This is a genomic window from Streptomyces sp. NPDC002144, assembly GCF_053593695.1.
Map to the genome: position 1 here is coordinate 113479 of NZ_JBSFDB010000019.1, position 16160 is coordinate 129638.

The 16160-nt window shown below is 72.3% G+C and carries 15 protein-coding genes; 11 read left to right on the forward strand and 4 right to left on the reverse strand.

Translation table 11 applies throughout. The annotated features are described in order from the left end of the window. The first annotated feature begins 43 nt into the window (after positions 1-43). The 8 genes from ACWCQ1_RS27285 to ACWCQ1_RS27320 all read left to right on the forward strand — a co-directional run bounded on the left by ACWCQ1_RS27285 (position 44) and on the right by ACWCQ1_RS27320 (position 10730). Positions 44-2275: a molybdopterin oxidoreductase family protein gene (locus ACWCQ1_RS27285; RefSeq protein WP_451027585.1), complete on the forward strand. Its 2232-nt coding sequence runs from the start codon at positions 44-46 to the stop codon at positions 2273-2275. 122 nt (positions 2276-2397) lie between these two features. Next, positions 2398-3795 (forward strand): CitMHS family transporter, encoded by a 1398-nt coding sequence (locus ACWCQ1_RS27290; protein WP_358601898.1) that lies wholly within the window; start codon positions 2398-2400, stop codon positions 3793-3795. Between the two features lie 22 nt (positions 3796-3817). Beyond that, entirely contained in the window at positions 3818-5062 is a 1245-nt protein-coding gene (locus ACWCQ1_RS27295) for an MFS transporter (RefSeq protein WP_451027586.1), read from the forward strand. Positions 5063-5164: 102 nt separating this feature from the next. Continuing rightward, complete coding sequence (locus tag ACWCQ1_RS27300) at positions 5165-5935, forward strand: hypothetical protein (RefSeq protein ID WP_358601901.1); 771 nt, start codon at positions 5165-5167, stop codon at positions 5933-5935. Further along, positions 5922-6626 carry a class F sortase gene (locus tag ACWCQ1_RS27305; protein WP_451027587.1) on the forward strand — a complete coding sequence of 235 codons (705 nt, stop codon included), beginning with the start codon at positions 5922-5924 and terminating at the stop codon, positions 6624-6626. The genes ACWCQ1_RS27300 and ACWCQ1_RS27305 overlap by 14 nt, the downstream gene beginning before the upstream one ends. Before the next feature lie 161 nt (positions 6627-6787). Next, entirely contained in the window at positions 6788-8119 is a 1332-nt protein-coding gene (locus ACWCQ1_RS27310) for an ABC transporter ATP-binding protein (RefSeq protein WP_451027588.1), read from the forward strand. 131 nt (positions 8120-8250) lie between these two features. Beyond that, entirely contained in the window at positions 8251-9639 is a 1389-nt protein-coding gene (locus ACWCQ1_RS27315) for an aldehyde dehydrogenase family protein (RefSeq protein ID WP_358601907.1), read from the forward strand. 11 nt (positions 9640-9650) lie between these two features. Beyond that, complete coding sequence (locus ACWCQ1_RS27320; RefSeq protein ID WP_451027589.1) at positions 9651-10730, forward strand: Zn-dependent alcohol dehydrogenase; 1080 nt, start codon at positions 9651-9653, stop codon at positions 10728-10730. Between the two features lie 105 nt (positions 10731-10835). Here the strand turns inward: ACWCQ1_RS27320 and ACWCQ1_RS27325 are convergent, their stop codons facing one another. The 3 genes from ACWCQ1_RS27325 to ACWCQ1_RS27335 all read right to left on the reverse strand — a co-directional run bounded on the left by ACWCQ1_RS27325 (position 10836) and on the right by ACWCQ1_RS27335 (position 13396). Then, positions 10836-11771 (reverse strand): DMT family transporter, encoded by a 936-nt coding sequence (locus ACWCQ1_RS27325; RefSeq protein ID WP_451027609.1) that lies wholly within the window; start codon positions 11769-11771, stop codon positions 10836-10838. 225 nt (positions 11772-11996) lie between these two features. Beyond that, on the reverse strand, positions 11997-12707 hold the full coding sequence (locus ACWCQ1_RS27330) for an ArsR/SmtB family transcription factor (RefSeq protein ID WP_358601915.1): 711 nt from the start codon (positions 12705-12707) through the stop codon (positions 11997-11999). A gap of 47 nt (positions 12708-12754) precedes the next feature. Next, complete coding sequence (locus tag ACWCQ1_RS27335; RefSeq protein ID WP_133047206.1) at positions 12755-13396, reverse strand: TetR/AcrR family transcriptional regulator; 642 nt, start codon at positions 13394-13396, stop codon at positions 12755-12757. 93 nt (positions 13397-13489) lie between these two features. On the opposite strand from ACWCQ1_RS27335, the gene ACWCQ1_RS27340 reads away from it, so the two are divergent. From ACWCQ1_RS27340 to ACWCQ1_RS27350, 3 genes are all read left to right on the forward strand, one after another. Beyond that, the gene (locus ACWCQ1_RS27340) at positions 13490-14641 is read left to right on the forward strand and encodes an acyl-CoA dehydrogenase family protein (RefSeq protein ID WP_358602018.1); all 1152 of its coding nucleotides are present in this window, start codon (positions 13490-13492) and stop codon (positions 14639-14641) included. Between the two features lie 76 nt (positions 14642-14717). Continuing rightward, a complete protein-coding gene (locus ACWCQ1_RS27345; RefSeq protein WP_358601918.1) occupies positions 14718-14963 on the forward strand; it encodes a YiaA/YiaB family inner membrane protein in 246 nt (81 codons plus the stop codon). A gap of 92 nt (positions 14964-15055) precedes the next feature. Next, positions 15056-15682, forward strand: coding sequence for a TetR/AcrR family transcriptional regulator (locus ACWCQ1_RS27350; protein WP_133047204.1), 627 nt, complete (start codon positions 15056-15058; stop codon positions 15680-15682). 6 nt (positions 15683-15688) lie between these two features. On the opposite strand, the gene ACWCQ1_RS27355 is transcribed toward ACWCQ1_RS27350, so the two are convergent. After that, positions 15689-16150, reverse strand: coding sequence for a MaoC family dehydratase (locus ACWCQ1_RS27355; protein WP_133047203.1), 462 nt, complete (start codon positions 16148-16150; stop codon positions 15689-15691). Positions 16151-16160: the final 10 nt, after the last annotated feature.

Below are 16160 nucleotides of genomic sequence, written 5' to 3' on the forward strand. Positions count from 1 at the left end.
GGTATGCTCCTCGGGAACAGGCACCGCTGCCCCAGGAGGACCCGTGTCCCGCACCGCTCTGCGAATCTGTCCCCTGTGCGAGGCCACCTGTGGGCTGACGCTGACCATCGAGGGGACCAGGGTCACCGGCGCCCGTGGTGACCGGGACGACGTCTTCAGCAAGGGGTTCATCTGTCCCAAGGGCGCCTTGTTCGGCGCCGTCGACGGCGACCCGGACCGGCTGCGCGCACCGCTGGTGCGCAAGGACGGGGAGCTGCGCGAGGCCACCTGGGAGGAGGCCTTCGACGCGGTCGCCGCGGGCATCCGCCCCGTCGTCGAGCGGTACGGGCCGAACTCCGTCGGGGTCGTCCTCGGCAACCCCAACGTGCACACCATGGCCGGCGCCCTCTATCCGCCGGTCCTGCTCGCCGGACTCGGCACACGGAGCGTCTTCACCGCGTCCACCGTCGACCAGATGCCCAAGCACGTCTCCAGCGGACTGCTCTTCGGCGACGCGAACGCGATCCCCGTGCCGGACCTCGACCACACCGACCATCTGCTGCTGATCGGCGCCAACCCGCTGGAGTCCAACGGCAGTCTGTGCACCGCTCCCGACTTCCCCGGCAAGCTCAAGGCCCTCAAGGCCCGCGGCGGCACCCTCACCGTCATCGACCCCCGCCGCACCCGCACCGCGAAGCTCGCCGACCGCCACATCGCGATCCGCCCCGGCACCGACGCCCTGCTCCTCGCGGCGATGGCACACGTCCTGTTCGAGGAAGACCTCGTGGAACTCGGCGAGTTGGCGCCGCACGTCGAGGGCGTCGAGGAAGTGCGGGCGGCCGTACGGGACTTCACCCCCGAGGCCGTCGCCGACGCCTGCGACGTGGACGCCGGCACCGTCCGCGCCCTCGCCCGCGAACTCGCCGCCGCCCCGACCGCCGCCGTGTACGGACGCATCGGCAGCTGCACCGTCCCGTACGGCACCCTCGGCAGCTGGCTGGTCGACGTCCTCAACGTCCTCACCGGCAACCTCGACCGGCCCGGCGGTGCGCTCTTCCCGCAGGCCGCCACCGACCGCACCCCCCGCCCCGCCGGGCCCGGCCACGGGTTCGCCCTCGGCCGCTGGCACTCACGGGTGAGCAGGCACCCCGAGGCGAAGGGGGAGTTGCCGCTCTCCGCGCTCGCCGAGGAGATCGACACGGCGACCGCGGAGGGCGAGCCGATCCGCGCCCTGATCGCCGTCGCCACCAACCCCGTGCTCTCCGCGCCCGACGGCGACCGGCTCGACAAGGCCCTGGACTCCCTCGACTTCATGGTCAGCGTCGACCCCTACCTCAACGAGACCTCGCGCCACGCCGACGTCGTACTGCCGCCGCCCCCGCCCTCCCAGAGCCCGCACCACGACTTCGCCTTCAACACCCTCGCCGTGCGCAACCAGGTCCGCTACAGCCGTCCCGCCGTCCCGCTGGAGCCCGGCCGCATGGCCGAGACCGAGATACTCGCCCGGCTGATCCTGGCCGCGACCGGCATGCACGGCGCCGATCCCTCCGCCGTGGACGACCTGGTCATCGGCCAGACCCTCGGCAAGGCGGTCAAGGAGCCCCACTCGCCCGTGCACGGCCGCGACACCAAGGAACTCGCCGCACAGCTCACCGGCGTCAGCGGCCCGGAGCGCCGGCTCGACATGATGCTGCGCCTCGGCCCCTACGGCGACGGCTTCGGCGTACGACCGGACGGGCTGTCCCTGGAACGCCTGCTCGCGCATCCGCACGGCATCGACCTCGGCCCCCTGCGCCCCCGCCTTCCGCAGCCGCTGAAGACCCGCAGCGGCAAGGTCGAGCTGCTGCCGCAGCCGATCGCCGACGATCTGCCGCGTCTGCGGCGGGCGTTGCGCGAGCGCCCCGACGGGCTCGTGCTGGTCGGGCGCCGGCATCTGCGGTCCAACAACAGCTGGATGCACAACGTCCCCGCCCTCACCGGCGGTTCCAACCGCTGCACCCTGCACATCCACCCCGAGGACGCCGAGCGGCTCGGCGTGCGAGACGGGGCGCCGGTACGGGTCAAGGGCGCCGGGGGAGAGGTCACCGCCCGCGCCGAGGTCACCGACGGGGTGCGCCGGGGCGTGGTGAGTCTGCCGCACGGCTGGGGCCACGACCGGCCCGGCACCCGGCTGCGCCACGCCGCCACCGAGCCCGGCGTCAACGTCAACCAGCTCCTCGACGGCAGCCTCCTCGACCCGCTGTCGGGCAACGCGGTCCTCAACGGGGTGCCCATCGAGATCATGGCATCGCTGTGACCTGCAGTTTTGCGCTTATTGCTCAAGCGTCAACATCTTGTTAACGCCGTTTGAACGGACCTAACGTTCCTCGCACCGCCTGCCCGGTGGGATGTTCAAGGGCGAACGTTAGGTATCCATTCATGCTGACCATCCTCGGCTTCGCCATGATCGCGACCTTCCTGGTCCTGATCATGCTGAAGAAGATGTCGCCGATCGCGGCACTCGTGCTCATACCCGCGCTGTTCTGCGTGTTCGTGGGCAAGGGTGCCAAGCTCGGTGACTACGTCATCGACGGCGTCACCAGCCTCGCGCCCACCGCGGCGATGCTCATGTTCGCGATCGTCTACTTCGGTGTGATGATCGACGTCGGCCTCTTCGACCCGATCGTCCGGGGAATCCTGAGGTTCTGCAAGGCCGACCCGCTCCGGATCGTCGTCGGCACCGCGCTCCTCGCCGCGATCGTCTCGCTCGACGGCGACGGCTCCACCACCTTCATGATCACCGTCTCGGCGATGTACCCGCTCTACAAGCGCCTGAAGATGAGCCTGGTCGTGATGACCGGTGTGGCCGCGATGGCCAACGGCGTGATGAACACACTTCCCTGGGGCGGTCCGACGGCCCGCGCGGCCACCGCGCTGAAGCTCGACGCCAGCGACATCTTCGTACCGATGATCCCGGCCCTCGCCGTGGGCCTGCTCTTCGTCATCGCCCTCGCGTACGTCCTCGGCCGCCGCGAGCGGGGGCGGCTCGGCGTGCTGACGCTGGACGAGGTGCTCGTGGAGGAGCCCGCCGAGCAGGAGACGCTGCTGGTCGGCGCGGGTACCGGCAAGAGCCCCAGGAGCGGCGGCGGTTCGGGCACCGGCGCGGACCTTCCTCGGCAGCCCGAGGACGACGGCTTCCAGGGCCTCGACCCCGACCGGCCCACCCTGCGCCCCAGGCTGTACTGGTTCAACGCGCTGCTCACGGTCGTCCTGCTCACCGCCATGATCATGGAGTGGCTGCCGATCCCGGTGCTGTTCCTGCTCGGCGCCGCGCTCGCGCTCACCGTCAACTTCCCGCACATGCCCGACCAGAAGGCCCGCCTCGGCGCCCACGCCGAGAACGTCCTCAACGTCTCCGGCATGGTCTTCGCCGCCGCCGTCTTCACCGGCGTCCTGCAGGGCACCGGCATGGTCGACCACATGGCGACGTGGCTGGTGGACAACATCCCTGACGGCATGGGCCCGCACATGGCCTTCGTCACCGGCGTCCTGAGCATCCCGCTCACATACTTCATGTCGAACGACGGCTTCTACTTCGGCATCCTCCCCGTGCTCGCCGAGGCCGGCCAGGCCCACGGAGTCTCCTCCCTGGAGATCGCCCGCGCCTCCCTCGTCGGCCAGCCCCTGCACATGTCCAGCCCGCTCGTGCCCGCCGTCTACGTCCTGGTCGGCATGGCCAAGGTGGAGTTCGGCGACCACACCAGGTTCGTGGTCAAGTGGGCCGCGCTCACATCACTGGTCGTGCTCGGGGCAGGGATCCTCTTCGGCATCATCTGACCGCACCACGGAGGTTCGTCCCATGAGGCCCGGTGGAAACCGCGGCTGGCTGCTCCGCCTCGTCATCGCCTTCTCCTTCGCGCAGGGGGCGGTGTCGATGGCCCGGCCCGCCGTCTCCTACCGGGCCCTGGCGCTGGGCGCCGACGAGCGGGCCGTCGGCGTCATCGCGGGCGTCTACGCCCTGCTCCCCCTCTTCGCCGCCGTACCGCTGGGTCGGCGCACCGACCACGGCCGCTGCGCGCCCCTGCTGCCCGTCGGCGTCGTCCTCATCGCCGGCGGCTGCGCACTGAGCGGACTCGCCGGCTCCCTGTGGGCGATGGCGGTCTGGAGCGGCGTGATGGGCCTCGGCCACCTCTGCTTCGTGATCGGCGCCCAGTCCCTGGTCGCCCGTCAGTCCGCGCCCCACGAACAGGACCGCAACTTCGGCCACTTCACCATCGGCGCCTCCCTGGGCCAGCTCGTCGGCCCGATCGCCGCGGGCGCGCTGATCGGCGGGCCCGACATGGCGGGCACGAGCGCACTCGCCCTGGTGGTGGCGGGCGCGGGCGCGGCCGTCGCGTTCACCTCGCTGTGGCGCATCGAGGACCGTACGGTCCTCAAGTCCCATCCTCCACAAGGGGATCGCGTCCCCGTCGGCGGCATCCTGCGCGCCCGGGGCGTCCCGGCGGGCATGCTCATCAGCCTCTCGGTGCTGTCCGCCACGGACATCCTCACCGCGTATCTCCCGGTAGTCGGCCAGCACCGGGACATCGCGCCCTCGGTGATCGGCGTGCTGCTCAGTCTGCGCGCCGGGGCGACCATCGCCTGCCGGCTCGTCCTGACCCCGCTGCTCCGGCTGCTCGGCCGCCCCCTGCTGCTGACGGTGACCTGTCTGCTCGCCGCCCTGCTGTGCGCGGGCGTCGCCCTGCCCGTGCCGGTGTGGGGGCTCGGTCCGATGCTGGCCGCGCTCGGCTTCTGCCTCGGCGTCGGACAGCCGCTGTCCATGACGACGGTCGTGCAGGCCGCTCCCGACGGCGCCCGTTCCACCGCCCTCGCACTGCGGCTGACCGGCAACCGCCTCGGCCAGGTGGCCGCTCCGGCCGCGGCGGGACTGGTGGCGGGGGTCGCCGGAGTGGCGGCGCCGTTCGTGATGCTGGGCGGGCTGTTGCTGCTGTCGGCGGGGGTGGCGGTGCGGTCGTCGTCGGCTCCGGGCGGCGGTCCGGGGGCCGGAGTCGTCCGCCGGGAGGGCCGGGCCGGCACTCGGTTGCGCCGGTCGAGCGATATCTGACGGCGCGTCGGGCAGGGCTCCCGTCCGTCATGGAGCGGATGTGAAAGAGAGTCAGGTGAAAGAGCGATTTGTGTGAAAATCGTCTGACTCGGAGGAACATCCATGCCCACCTTGATGCCCCCGTCCGCCGTCGGTGCCCGTCTCGGCGCCGCGGCCCTCACCGTCCTCACCGCGGCAGGGGCCTCCTTGGCCGCGGCATCGGCCGCCGTGGCCGCCCCCGGAGACGGAGCCGACATCAGGATCCACGATGAGCGGATGCCCTACGGTGTCTCGAAGGACGATCCCGTCGTCTGCAGGTTCTACCTGGACGCGGAGAACTTCGGCGACCTGACGACCGTCAACTACACCATCAAGCCGCAGCCCCCGCTGCCCACGGCGGCGACCGTGAGCGGCGCCATCTCCCTCGCCGGCGGCGCCGGTCACACCGACACGCTGGGCCTGGCCGACGGCAGGTACACGCTGCAGTGGACCATCCCGCCGGTCGCCGGCGCCCCCACCGCCGTCCCCACCGTCGCCCCCAAGGAGAAGGTCTTCGTCGTCGACTGCAACGGCCGGCGCGGCCGCGACCGGGCCCAGGACCCGGGCCGGACCATCGAGGACCACGGCCGTGAGGCGGCGGGTCCCGGCGCCGGTTCCTGGGGCGGCTCCGGCGGCGGCCACGAGGGCGGCTCCGGGGGCGGTTCCTGGGGCGGCTCCGGGGGCGGCCACGAGGACGGCGGGCCGAAGGGCGGCGTGCACGCCGGCGGCGGCGGTCTCGTCGACACCGTGCAGGCGTACACCCCGCTGAGCGCGGCCGCGGCCGTCGGGCTGGTCGCCATCAGCGCGGGCGTGTACATCCGGATCCTCCGCCGCCGCTCGCATGGTGCCGCGTAGGCGCAGACGCAGGCCCTGGTACCGGACCCGCGCCTACCGCCTCACCAGGACGGCCGCGATCGTGGCCGTCCTGGTGACGGTCGTCCGGTGCGGGGGGCATCACGAGCCGGCCGCGTCCGCGAGGGGGCAGGCGCCCGCGCAAGCGTCCGCCGACCAGGCCCCCGGGGCCGACAGCCGTCCCGCGGCCGCTGAGCCCGCCACCCCGCCCAAGCCCCTGCCCCGGTCACCGGCGACCGGACTGCGCGTACCGTCCCTGGGGATCGACGCGCCGGTCATCGGGCTGGGCCTCGGCCCCGACCGGCAGCTCGCGACCCCGCCGCTCGACAAGCCCAAGCTCGTCGGCTGGTACCAGGACGGGCCCTCGCCGGGCGAGAACGGCACCGCCATCGCGGTCGGCCACCGCGACACCCATACCGGCCCAGCCGTCTTCGCCGCCCTCGCGCAGGTCCCGCGCGGCGGCCGCATCGAGGCCCGGCGCGCCGACGGCCGTACCGCCGTCTACACCGTGGACCGGGTACGGGTCTTCGACAAGGCCCACTTCCCCGACAAGGAGGTGTACGGCCCCAGCCGGCGCCCCGAACTCCGGGTTCTGACCTGCGGTGGCCTCTACACCCGCAGGACGGGCTACACCAGCAACGTCGTCGTCTTCGCGCACCTCACCCAGACCCTCGACGCCCCGGCCGGACGCTGAACCTGATCGTCCGCTTTCTCACAGTCCGAACCGGACCGCCCTGACTCTTCCCCCGGCCGCACACATTCCGTTAATTTCCGTGACCCACAGACCTCGTACGACCCGCACGAGGCCATCGGACGGCGGAGCACCAGCGCCTGCAGCCCTCGGGGGCACCGGACATGACACGCGCCATCTCTCTGTACGACGTGACCAAGACCTACACGCGGGGCGTCCGCGTGGTGGACCGGCTGTCGCTGGACATCCGGCCCGGCGAGTTCCTGGTCCTGCTGGGGCCCTCCGGCTGCGGGAAGTCCACGGTGCTCAGGATGATCGCCGGGCTGGAGGAGATCACCGAGGGCAGGCTGCTGCTCGACGGCGAGGAGGCGGGCGAACTCCTGCCGTCCGAGCGGAACATGGCGATGGTGTTCCAGAACTTCGCCCTCTATCCGAACATGACCGGCCGCGGCAACATCGGCTTCCCGCTGCGGGTGGAGAACCCCGGCGAGGACCCGCGCCCCAGGGTCGACGCCACCGCCCGCATGCTCGGCATCGAGGACCTCCTGGACCGCTTCCCCAGCCAGCTCTCCGGCGGCGAGCGCCAGCGTGTCGCGATGGGCCGGGCCATCGCCCGCCACCCCTCCGCCTTCCTGATGGACGAGCCGCTGTCCAACCTCGACGCCAAGCTCCGCAACCATCTCCGCGCCGAGATCGCCGCGCTCACCCGGGAGCTCGGCGTCACCACGGTGTACGTCACCCACGACCAGTCCGAGGCCATGTCGCTCGGCGACCGGGTCGCCGTACTGCGCGGCGGCGTCCTGCAGCAGGTGGGCAGCCCGCGCACGGTGTACGCCCTGCCCCGCAACGTCTTCGTCGCCGCCTTCATCGGCACCCCGCGCATCAATCTGCTGCGGGGCCTGGTGCGGGCCCCACTGGACGGCGCGATGACCATCAGCCTGGGCAAGCAGTTCCTGCGGCTGCCCGAACCGCTGTCCCTGGACCACCAGTTGCTCCGGGTCCAGCAGGGCCGGGAGGTGATCGTCGGGCTGCGTTCGGAGGCCGTCCGCATCGCCAAGCACAGCTCCGCCCGGGCGGGTGAGGTGCCGCTGACCGGGCTGGTCGAGCATGTGGAGTTCCAGGGGCACGAGGTGCTGGTGCACTTCAACACCGGTTCCCAGCCCGCCGTCGTACCGGATCTGGAGGCCCCGCGCCCCGGGAGGCAGGCCCGGCGCAGACGCGGCGGGACGAGCGTCCTGGGCCGGTTGAAGGACCGGGCGGAGGCGCTGCGCGCCGGGCCCGTGGTGGTGCTCGACGACGAGTCGCGGGACGCGGAGCCGGCCCCGGCCGAGCCGCGTCTCCCCGGGGATCTGGTGGTCCGCACGACGCCCGACATCGATCTGCGCCGAGGGCTCCAGGTGCCGCTGTTGGTCGACATCGCCCACCTGTTCGTCTTCGACCAGCACGGTGAGCGGATCTGCCCGGCTCCGGCGAGGTTGCCCGATCTCGACGGCTGACGGTCCTCACGGGCCGGGGCGTCTGGCGTCCTCACAGGCCGCGGCGTCTGGCGTTTCAAAACTACCGCCGCTAGTTTATGTGGCTGTCGGTAGGTTGGGACGCGAACCGCGGCGCTGCCCTGAGGAGCACCATGAAGGCACATGACGGCATGTACATCGGCGGGGAGTGGCGTTCCGCCGCGGGCCGGGACGTGATCGACGTCGTGAACCCGGTGGACGAGCAGGTCATCGGCCAGGTCCCCGCGGGGACGGCCGAGGACGTGGACGCGGCGGTACGGGCCGCCCGCGCCGCCTTCCCGGGCTGGGCCGCCACCCCGCCCGCCGAGCGGGGCGCGCGGCTGGCCGCCCTGCGGGACGTCCTCGTCGCCCGCAAGGACGAGATCGCCGAGACGGTCACCGCCGAACTCGGCTCGCCGCCGCAGTTCTCGCAGAACGTCCACGCCGCCGTGCCGATCGCCGTGGCGGGCTCGTACGCCGACCTCGCGAGGACGTACGCCTTCGAGGAGAGGCACGGGAACTCGACGGTCTACCTGGAGCCGGTCGGCGTGGTCGGCGCGATCACGCCCTGGAACTACCCGCTCCACCAGATCGTCGCCAAGGTCGCCCCGGCGCTCGCGGCGGGCTGCACCGTCGTGCTGAAGCCCGCCGAGGACACCCCGCTGGTCGCCCAGCTCTTCGCCGAGGCGGTCCTCGAGGCGGGAGTGCCGGCCGGTGTCTTCAACTTGGTCACCGGACTCGGACCGGTCGCCGGGCAGGCCCTCGCCGAGCACCCGGATGTCGACATGGTCTCCTTCACCGGGTCGACGGCCGTGGGCCGGCGGATCGGCGCGACGGCGGGCGCGGCCGTGAAGCGGGTCGCCCTGGAGCTGGGCGGCAAGTCCGCCAACGTCATCCTGCCGAGCGCCGACCTGGCCAAGGCGGTCAACGTCGGTGTCGCCAACGTCATGTCCAACTCCGGCCAGACGTGCAGCGCCTGGACCCGGATGCTGGTGCACCGCGACCAGTACGAGGAGGCGGTCGAACTGGCCGCCACCGCCGCCGCGAAGTACGGCTCCCGCATCGGCCCCGTGGTGAACGCCAAACAGCGGGCACGGGTGCTCGGTTACATCGAGAAGGGTGTCGCGGAGGGAGCGCGGCTGGTCGCCGGCGGACCCGAATCGCCGCGCGAGCAGGGCTACTTCGTCTCCCCGACCGTCCTCGCCGACGTCACCCCCGAGATGACCGTCGCCCAGGAGGAGATCTTCGGCCCGGTTCTGTCCGTCCTGCGCTACGACGACGAGGAGGACGCCCTGCGCATCGCCAACGGCACGGTGTACGGCCTCGCGGGTGCCGTGTGGGCCGGCGACGAGGCGGAGGCGGTCGCCTTCGCCCGAAGGATGGACACCGGGCAGGTCGACATCAACGGCGGCCGCTTCAACCCCCTGGCCCCCTTCGGCGGTTACAAGCAGTCCGGCGTCGGCCGCGAGCTCGGCACGCACGGTCTCGCCGAGTACCTCCAGACCAAGTCCCTGCAGTTCTGAGGAGCGTTTCCGTGGTTCGCGCAGCCGTACTGCCCGCAGTGGGCGCCCCGTTGGAGCTCACGGACATCGAGCTTCCCGACCCGGGCCCCGGACAGGTCCGGGTGCGGCTCGCCGCGGCCGGGGTGTGCCACTCCGACCTGTCCCTGTCCAACGGCACGATGCGGGTGCCGGTGCCCGCCGTGCTCGGTCACGAGGGCGCCGGCACGGTCGTCGCCGTCGGGGAGGGCGTCACGCATGTCGCCCCGGGCGCCGAGGTCGTCCTCAACTGGGCCCCGTCCTGCGGCAGTTGCCACGCCTGCTCGCTGGGCGAGGTCTGGCTGTGCGCCAACGCCCTGAACGGCGCGGCCGACGTGTACGCCCGCACCGCCGACGGCACCGAACTGCATCCCGGTCTCAACGTGGCCGCGTTCGCCGAGGAGACCGTCGTCTCGTCGGGTTGCGTCCTGCCCCTCCCCGACGGCGTCCCGCTCACCGACGCGGCCCTGCTGGGCTGCGCGGTCCTCACCGGCTACGGCGCCGTCCACCACGCGGCGAAGGTCCAGCCCGGCGAGACGGTCGCGGTGTACGGCGTCGGGGGAGTGGGCCTGGCGGCGCTGCAAGGGGCCCGTATCGCGGGAGCCTCCCGCATCGTCGCGGTCGACGTCTCCCCCCAGAAGGAGGAGCTGGCGCGCGCGGCCGGTGCCACCGACTACGTGCTCGCGTCCGACGACACGGCCCGCGAGATCCGGGGGCTGACCGGCACACAGGGCGTCGACGCGGCGATCGAGTGCGTGGGCCGCGCGGCGACCATCCGCACCGCCTGGGACTCCACCCGCCGGGGCGGCCGTACGACGGTCGTCGGCATCGGCGGCAAGGACCAGCAGGTCACCTTCAACGCGCTGGAGATCTTCCACTGGGGCCGCACCCTCGCGGGCTGCGTCTACGGCAACACGGACCCGGCGAAGGACCTCCCGGTCCTGGCCGACCACGTCCGCTCCGGCCGCCTCGACCTGGGCGCGCTCGTCACCGAGCGGATCGCCCTGGACGGCATCCCGGCCGCCTTCGACAACATGCTCGCGGGGAAGGGCGGCCGGGCACTCGTGGTCTTCTGAGCGGTACGGGGAGCAAGGGGATCTCCTCGGCCGGTGCTCGTCGGCGTAGGCGGCCATCTCCAGGGCCGCCCGGTAGCGGGCCGAGAGCGTGGCCTCCGCCTCGGCTCACGGCACCTCCTCGCGCTGCGGCTCGGCCACGACGCTGCTCGCCGCCGCCCGGGGCCGCGACCGGGACACCGCGACGCCGGCCAGGCACAGAGCCCCGCCCGCGAGGGTCAGCAGCCCCGGCACCTCGCCGAGCGCCAGCCAGGACATCAGCACGACCAGGGCGGGGACGGCGTACGTCGTCGCGCCCATGCGGCTGGCGGTCGTACGGGCGAGGGCGTACGCCCAGGTCGTGAACGCCAGCGCCAGCGGGAACACGCCCAGGTACACCATGTTGAGCGTCGCCGACACGGGTGCGTGGGCCGCCTCGTGGGCCAGCTGCCCGGCGAACGGCAGGCACAGCACCGCGCCGACCAGACAGCCGAAGGCCGTCACCTGGAGGGCGCCGGCCTGTCCCAGTGCCGGCTTCTGGGCGACGACTCCGGCCGCGTACGAAATCGCGGCGAGCAGACACAGGACGACGCCGAGCACCGAGGAACCGCCCTCGCCGGACATCGACAGTCCGACGGCGACGGCCCCGGCGAACGACACCGCCATGCCGGCCAGCAGACGGGGCGGCATGGGGTCGCCGAGGATCTTCGCGCCGAGCAGGGCGATGAGGATGGGGCCGATGTTCACGACCAGGGCCGCGGTGCCGGCGTCGACCTGCTGCTCGCCCCAGTTCAGCACGACGCTGTAGAAGCCGAACCAGAGGACGCCGGATATCAGGATGCCGCGCCAGGCCGAGCGCGGCGGGAGGCCCGCCCTCCGTACGACCAGGATGACGCCGAGCACGAGGGAGCCGGACAGCAACCGTCCCAACGCGAGGGCGCCGGGGGAGTAGGCGGTTCCGGCACTCCGGATCGACACGAAGGCGGAGGCCCACAGCACGACGGTCACGGCAGCGGCGGCCGCCGCGTGGAGGCCGGCGCGGTTCGTCGTCGGACTGGCGTTCATCATGCTCCTGAGGCTAGGCACGGGGTGGTGGCGACGGCTGGCGGATATCGGACGGTGGGGTGGGGGCGGCTACGGGGGAGGGCGGCTGGGGTGTCATGCCGGGTGCGGGCCGGTCGTGGCCGGTCGCGCAGTTCCCCGCGCCCCTGAGGAAACGGCCGCATCTCCAGGGGCGCGGGGAACTGCGCGAACACCCCCCACTCACCCGCACCCGGCACGTAGCCCTCCTCACCGCAACGCCCCCGGTTCGATCCCCAACAGCTCCCACAGGGCCCGCTCACCGGCATCCGTCACCTTCACAGCCCGCTCGGTACCGATCCGCACGCACCACCCCACCGAGAACGCATGCCGGCACAGCGCGGCCCCCGCCGCACCGGCCAGGTGCGGCCGGCGTTCCGTCCAGTCCAGGCAGGCCCGGGCCAAGGGGCGTCGGCTCCCGGGGGCCAGCGCGATACCCGCGGCCCCGAACCAGTCGACCCCCGCATCCGTGAGTGCGAACCCCGTGCCCTGGCGCAACAGCCCCCGCACGGTCAGTCCGTCGGTCACCGCGATCCCGAGCCGCCCCGCCAGATGGTCGTAACAGGTCCGCCCCCGCGCCATCGCGGACCCCGCGCTCGACGCCCGCAGCCCCCGCGGCCGTACGGCGTCTTCCGGCGGTACCTGTGCTGCCAGGTCCTCCACCAGGTGGGCGACCCGCGCGTCCGCGAGACGGACGTACCGGTGCCGGCCCTGGCGTTCCTCCGTCAGCAGGCCGCCCGTGACGAGCTTGCCGAGGTGTTCGCTGAGCGTCGACGGGGCGACCCCGGCGTGCCGGGCCAGCTCACCCGCGGTCCACGCCCGTCCGTCCAGCAGCGCGAGCAGACACGCGGCCCGTGTCTCGTCGGCGATCAGCCCGGCGAGCCGGGCCAGCCGCTGCGCCTGGGGATCCCTCGTGGTCATGCGTCCCAGGATGGGGTACGGACACTTCGGCGCCCGCCGAAAGGTCGCTACACCGGCCGCCGTACCTGCTCGTACTGCTGGGAAAGTCCGTCCAGCAGTGCCGTCAGGCCCGTCTCGAAGGCCCGCTCGTCGATCTTCTCCTGCTGCTCGGCGAGGAGGTGGGCCTGCCCGAGGTGGGGGTAGTCGGCGGGGTCGTAGGCGGTCGCGTCGTCCACGAAACCGCCGGCGAAGGAGCCGAGCGCCGAGCCCATGATGAAGTACCGCATCAGCGCGCCGATCGACGTCGCCTGGGCCGGAGGCCAGCCGGCGTCGACCATCGCGCCGTACACCGCGTCCGCCAGCCGGAGGCCGGCCGGGCGGCGGCCGGGGCCGGTCGCGAGGACCGGGACGATGTTGGGATGGTCGCGCAGGGCGTCCCGGTAGGAGACGGCCCAGTCGTGCAGCGCGGTCCGCCAGTCGCGGCCGTCCTCGAACATCGACAGGTCGACCTGCGCGCTCACCGAGTCGGCGACCGCTTCGAGGATCTCGTCCTTGGTGCGGAAGTGGTTGTAGAGCGAGGGCCCGCTGACCCCGAGCTCAGCCGCGAGCCGCCGGGTGGAGACGGCCGCCAGGCCCTCCGCGTCCACGAGCGCGCGTGCCGCCTCGACGATCCGGTCGGTGCTCAGCAGGGGCTTGCGCGGTCGGGCCATGGCGCACATAGTAGGGCTGCGAAGAGAAACTAGCAGTGCTAATTTAAATGTGCGGATTTCAAAGGTACGGATTTCAAGTGGGGTGATCCCGTGGTGAACCTGGGGCTGAGCGAGGAGCAGACGGCCGTACGGCAGCTGGCCCGGGACTTCGTCGCCCGCGAGATCGCTCCGCATGTCGTCGACTGGGACCGGGCCGAGGAGGTCGACCGGGCCGTCGTGAAGAAGCTCGGCGAGGTCGGCTTCCTCGGCCTGACCGTGGACGAGGAGTACGGCGGCTCCGGCGGCGACCACCTCGCCTACTGCCTGGTGACGGAGGAGCTGGGTCGGGGCGACTCGTCCGTACGCGGGATCGTGTCCGTCTCGCTCGGGCTGGTGGCGAAGACCATCGCCGCCTGGGGGAGCGAGGAGCAGAAGCGGCGGTGGCTGCCGGGACTCACCGCCGGCGAGTACGTCGGCTGCTTCGGCCTCACCGAGCCCGGCACCGGCTCCGACGCCGGCAACCTGACCACGCGCGCCGTGCGTGACGGCGACGACTACGTCATCGACGGCACCAAGATGTTCATCACCAACGGGACCTGGGCCGATGTGGTGCTGCTGTTCGCCCGCTCCACGGACGCGCCCGGCCGCAAGGGGGTCTCCGCCTTCCTCGTCCCGGCCGACACCCCCGGTCTGACCCGCCGCACCATCCACGGCAAGCTCGGCCTGCGCGGCCAGGCGACCGCCGAACTCGCCCTGGAGGGCGTCCGCGTGCCCGCCTCCGCGATGCTCGGCGAGGAGGGCAAGGGGTTCTCGGTCGCCATGTCGGCCCTCGCCAAGGGGCGGATGTCGGTGGCCGCCGGATGCGTGGGCATAGCCCAGGCCGCGCTGGACGCCGCCGTGCGGTACGCCGGTGAGCGCGAGCAGTTCGGCCGCTCCATCGCCCACCACCAGCTCGTCCAGGAGCTGATCAGCGACATCGCCGTCGACGTGGACGCGGCCCGGCTGCTGACCTGGCGGGTCGCCGACCTGATCGACCGAGGAGAGCCCTTCGCCGTCGAGTCCTCCAAGGCGAAGCTGTTCGCGTCCGAGGCCGCCGTGCGCGCCGCCAACAACGCGCTGCAGGTCTTCGGCGGCTACGGCTACATCGACGAGTACCCGGCGGGCAAGCTGCTGCGGGACGCGCGTGTGATGACCCTGTACGAGGGGACCAGCCAGATACAGAAACTGCTCATCGGGCGGGCCCTGACGGGGGTCTCCGCCTTCTGAACCACCCTCAGTTCTGAGTACTCCCTAGGTACTTCGGCGGATGTGGGACCGGCCACATCCGCCGACGCTTGTCCCCATGAGTGACACACCGGGCAAGCAGCAGAACACGGCCGCCTTCTACGGCCAGGCCGTCGCCTCCTTCGCGGTCGCCATGGCCGCGACCGCCATCGGCATCTTCAAACTGAACGCGGACGCCTGGGTCCGGGCCTTCCTGGGCATCGCCGTCCTGTACCTCGTGACCTCCGCCTTCACCCTCGCCAAGGTCATCCGCGACCGGCAGGAGGCGACCGAGCGCGTCTTCCACCCGTTCGAGAAGCTCTGACCGGCCGGGCCGCTCTGAACGGGCACTCTAAGCGCTCGCTCACCTTCGGCGGTATGGTGGGAGCTCATGTCGGCGAGAGGGGCGAACGAGCGATGAGTACGGCGGAGGAGACGGCCGGCGGCGAAGTGGCGCCGTGGGCCGAGGTCACGCCCGACGCGGCCCGGCGGCTGCTGGTCGCCGCCGTGGAGGCCTTCGCCGAGCGCGGGTACCACGCCACGACGACCCGTGACATCGCGGGCCGGGCCGGTATGAGCCCGGCCGCGCTCTACATCCACTACAAGACCAAGGAAGAGCTGCTCCACCGCATCAGCCGGATCGGCCACACCAAGGCGCTGGAGATCCTGCGGACGGCGTCCCGGCGTGAGGGCACCGCGGCGGAGCGGCTCGCGGACGCCGTCAGCTCCTTCGTCCGCTGGCACGCGGGCGGCCGTACCACCGCGCGGGTCGTGCAGTACGAACTCGACTCGCTCGGGCCGGACGCCCGCGCCGAGATCGTCGCGCTGCGCCGGCAGTGCGACGCCGAGGTGCGCGGGATCCTGGAGGACGGCATCGCGTCCGGGGAGTTCGACGTGCTCGACGTCAAGGGCACCACCCTGGCGGTGCTCTCGCTCTGCGTCGACGTGGCCCGCTGGTTCAGCATCGACGGCCCCTGGACGCCCGACGAGGTCGGCGCGCTCTACGCCGACCTCGTGCTGCGGATGGTCGGGGCCTCGAAGTAGCCCCCGCTAGACGTAGTACCGGGACACCGACTCCGCGACGCACACCGGCTTGTCCCCGCCCTCGCGCTCCACGGTGAAGGCGACGGACACCTGGACGCCGCCCGGCACGTCCTCGACCTTGCTGATCGTCGCCGTCGCGCGCAGCCGGGAGCCGACCGGGACGGGCGCGGGGAAGCGGACCTTGTTGGTGCCGTAGTTGACGCCCATCTTCACGCCCTCGACCTTGATCAGCTGCGGGCCGAAGAGCGGGAGCAGCGAGAGGGTGAGATAGCCGTGCGCGATGGTCGTGCCGAAGGGCCCCGCCGCGGCCTTCTCCGGGTCCACGTGGATCCACTGGTGGTCGCCGGTCGCGTCCGCGAACAGATCGATCCGCTTCTGGTCGATCTCCAGCCAGTCGCTGTACCCCAGCTGCTCGCCCACCGCCGCCTTCAGTTCGTCGGCGGAGGAGAAGATCCTCGGCTCTGCCATGTCCCGGCCT

What these genes read in the sequence shown, in the direction of transcription:
- ACWCQ1_RS27355 (WP_133047203.1), bottom strand. Translation starts at nt 16,150, where the DNA reads ATGGCAGAGCCGAGGATCTTCTCCTCCGCCGACGAACTGAAGGCGGCG.
- ACWCQ1_RS27310 (WP_451027588.1), top strand. Translation starts at nt 6,788, where the DNA reads ATGACACGCGCCATCTCTCTGTACGACGTGACCAAGACCTACACGCGG.
- ACWCQ1_RS27325 (WP_451027609.1), bottom strand. Translation starts at nt 11,771, where the DNA reads ATGAACGCCAGTCCGACGACGAACCGCGCCGGCCTCCACGCGGCGGCC.
- ACWCQ1_RS27315 (WP_358601907.1), top strand. Translation starts at nt 8,251, where the DNA reads ATGAAGGCACATGACGGCATGTACATCGGCGGGGAGTGGCGTTCCGCC.
- ACWCQ1_RS27345 (WP_358601918.1), top strand. Translation starts at nt 14,718, where the DNA reads ATGAGTGACACACCGGGCAAGCAGCAGAACACGGCCGCCTTCTACGGC.
- ACWCQ1_RS27335 (WP_133047206.1), bottom strand. Translation starts at nt 13,396, where the DNA reads ATGGCCCGACCGCGCAAGCCCCTGCTGAGCACCGACCGGATCGTCGAG.
- ACWCQ1_RS27330 (WP_358601915.1), bottom strand. Translation starts at nt 12,707, where the DNA reads ATGACCACGAGGGATCCCCAGGCGCAGCGGCTGGCCCGGCTCGCCGGG.
- ACWCQ1_RS27295 (WP_451027586.1), top strand. Translation starts at nt 3,818, where the DNA reads ATGAGGCCCGGTGGAAACCGCGGCTGGCTGCTCCGCCTCGTCATCGCC.
- ACWCQ1_RS27300 (WP_358601901.1), top strand. Translation starts at nt 5,165, where the DNA reads ATGCCCACCTTGATGCCCCCGTCCGCCGTCGGTGCCCGTCTCGGCGCC.
- ACWCQ1_RS27305 (WP_451027587.1), top strand. Translation starts at nt 5,922, where the DNA reads ATGGTGCCGCGTAGGCGCAGACGCAGGCCCTGGTACCGGACCCGCGCC.
- ACWCQ1_RS27290 (WP_358601898.1), top strand. Translation starts at nt 2,398, where the DNA reads ATGCTGACCATCCTCGGCTTCGCCATGATCGCGACCTTCCTGGTCCTG.
- ACWCQ1_RS27350 (WP_133047204.1), top strand. Translation starts at nt 15,056, where the DNA reads ATGAGTACGGCGGAGGAGACGGCCGGCGGCGAAGTGGCGCCGTGGGCC.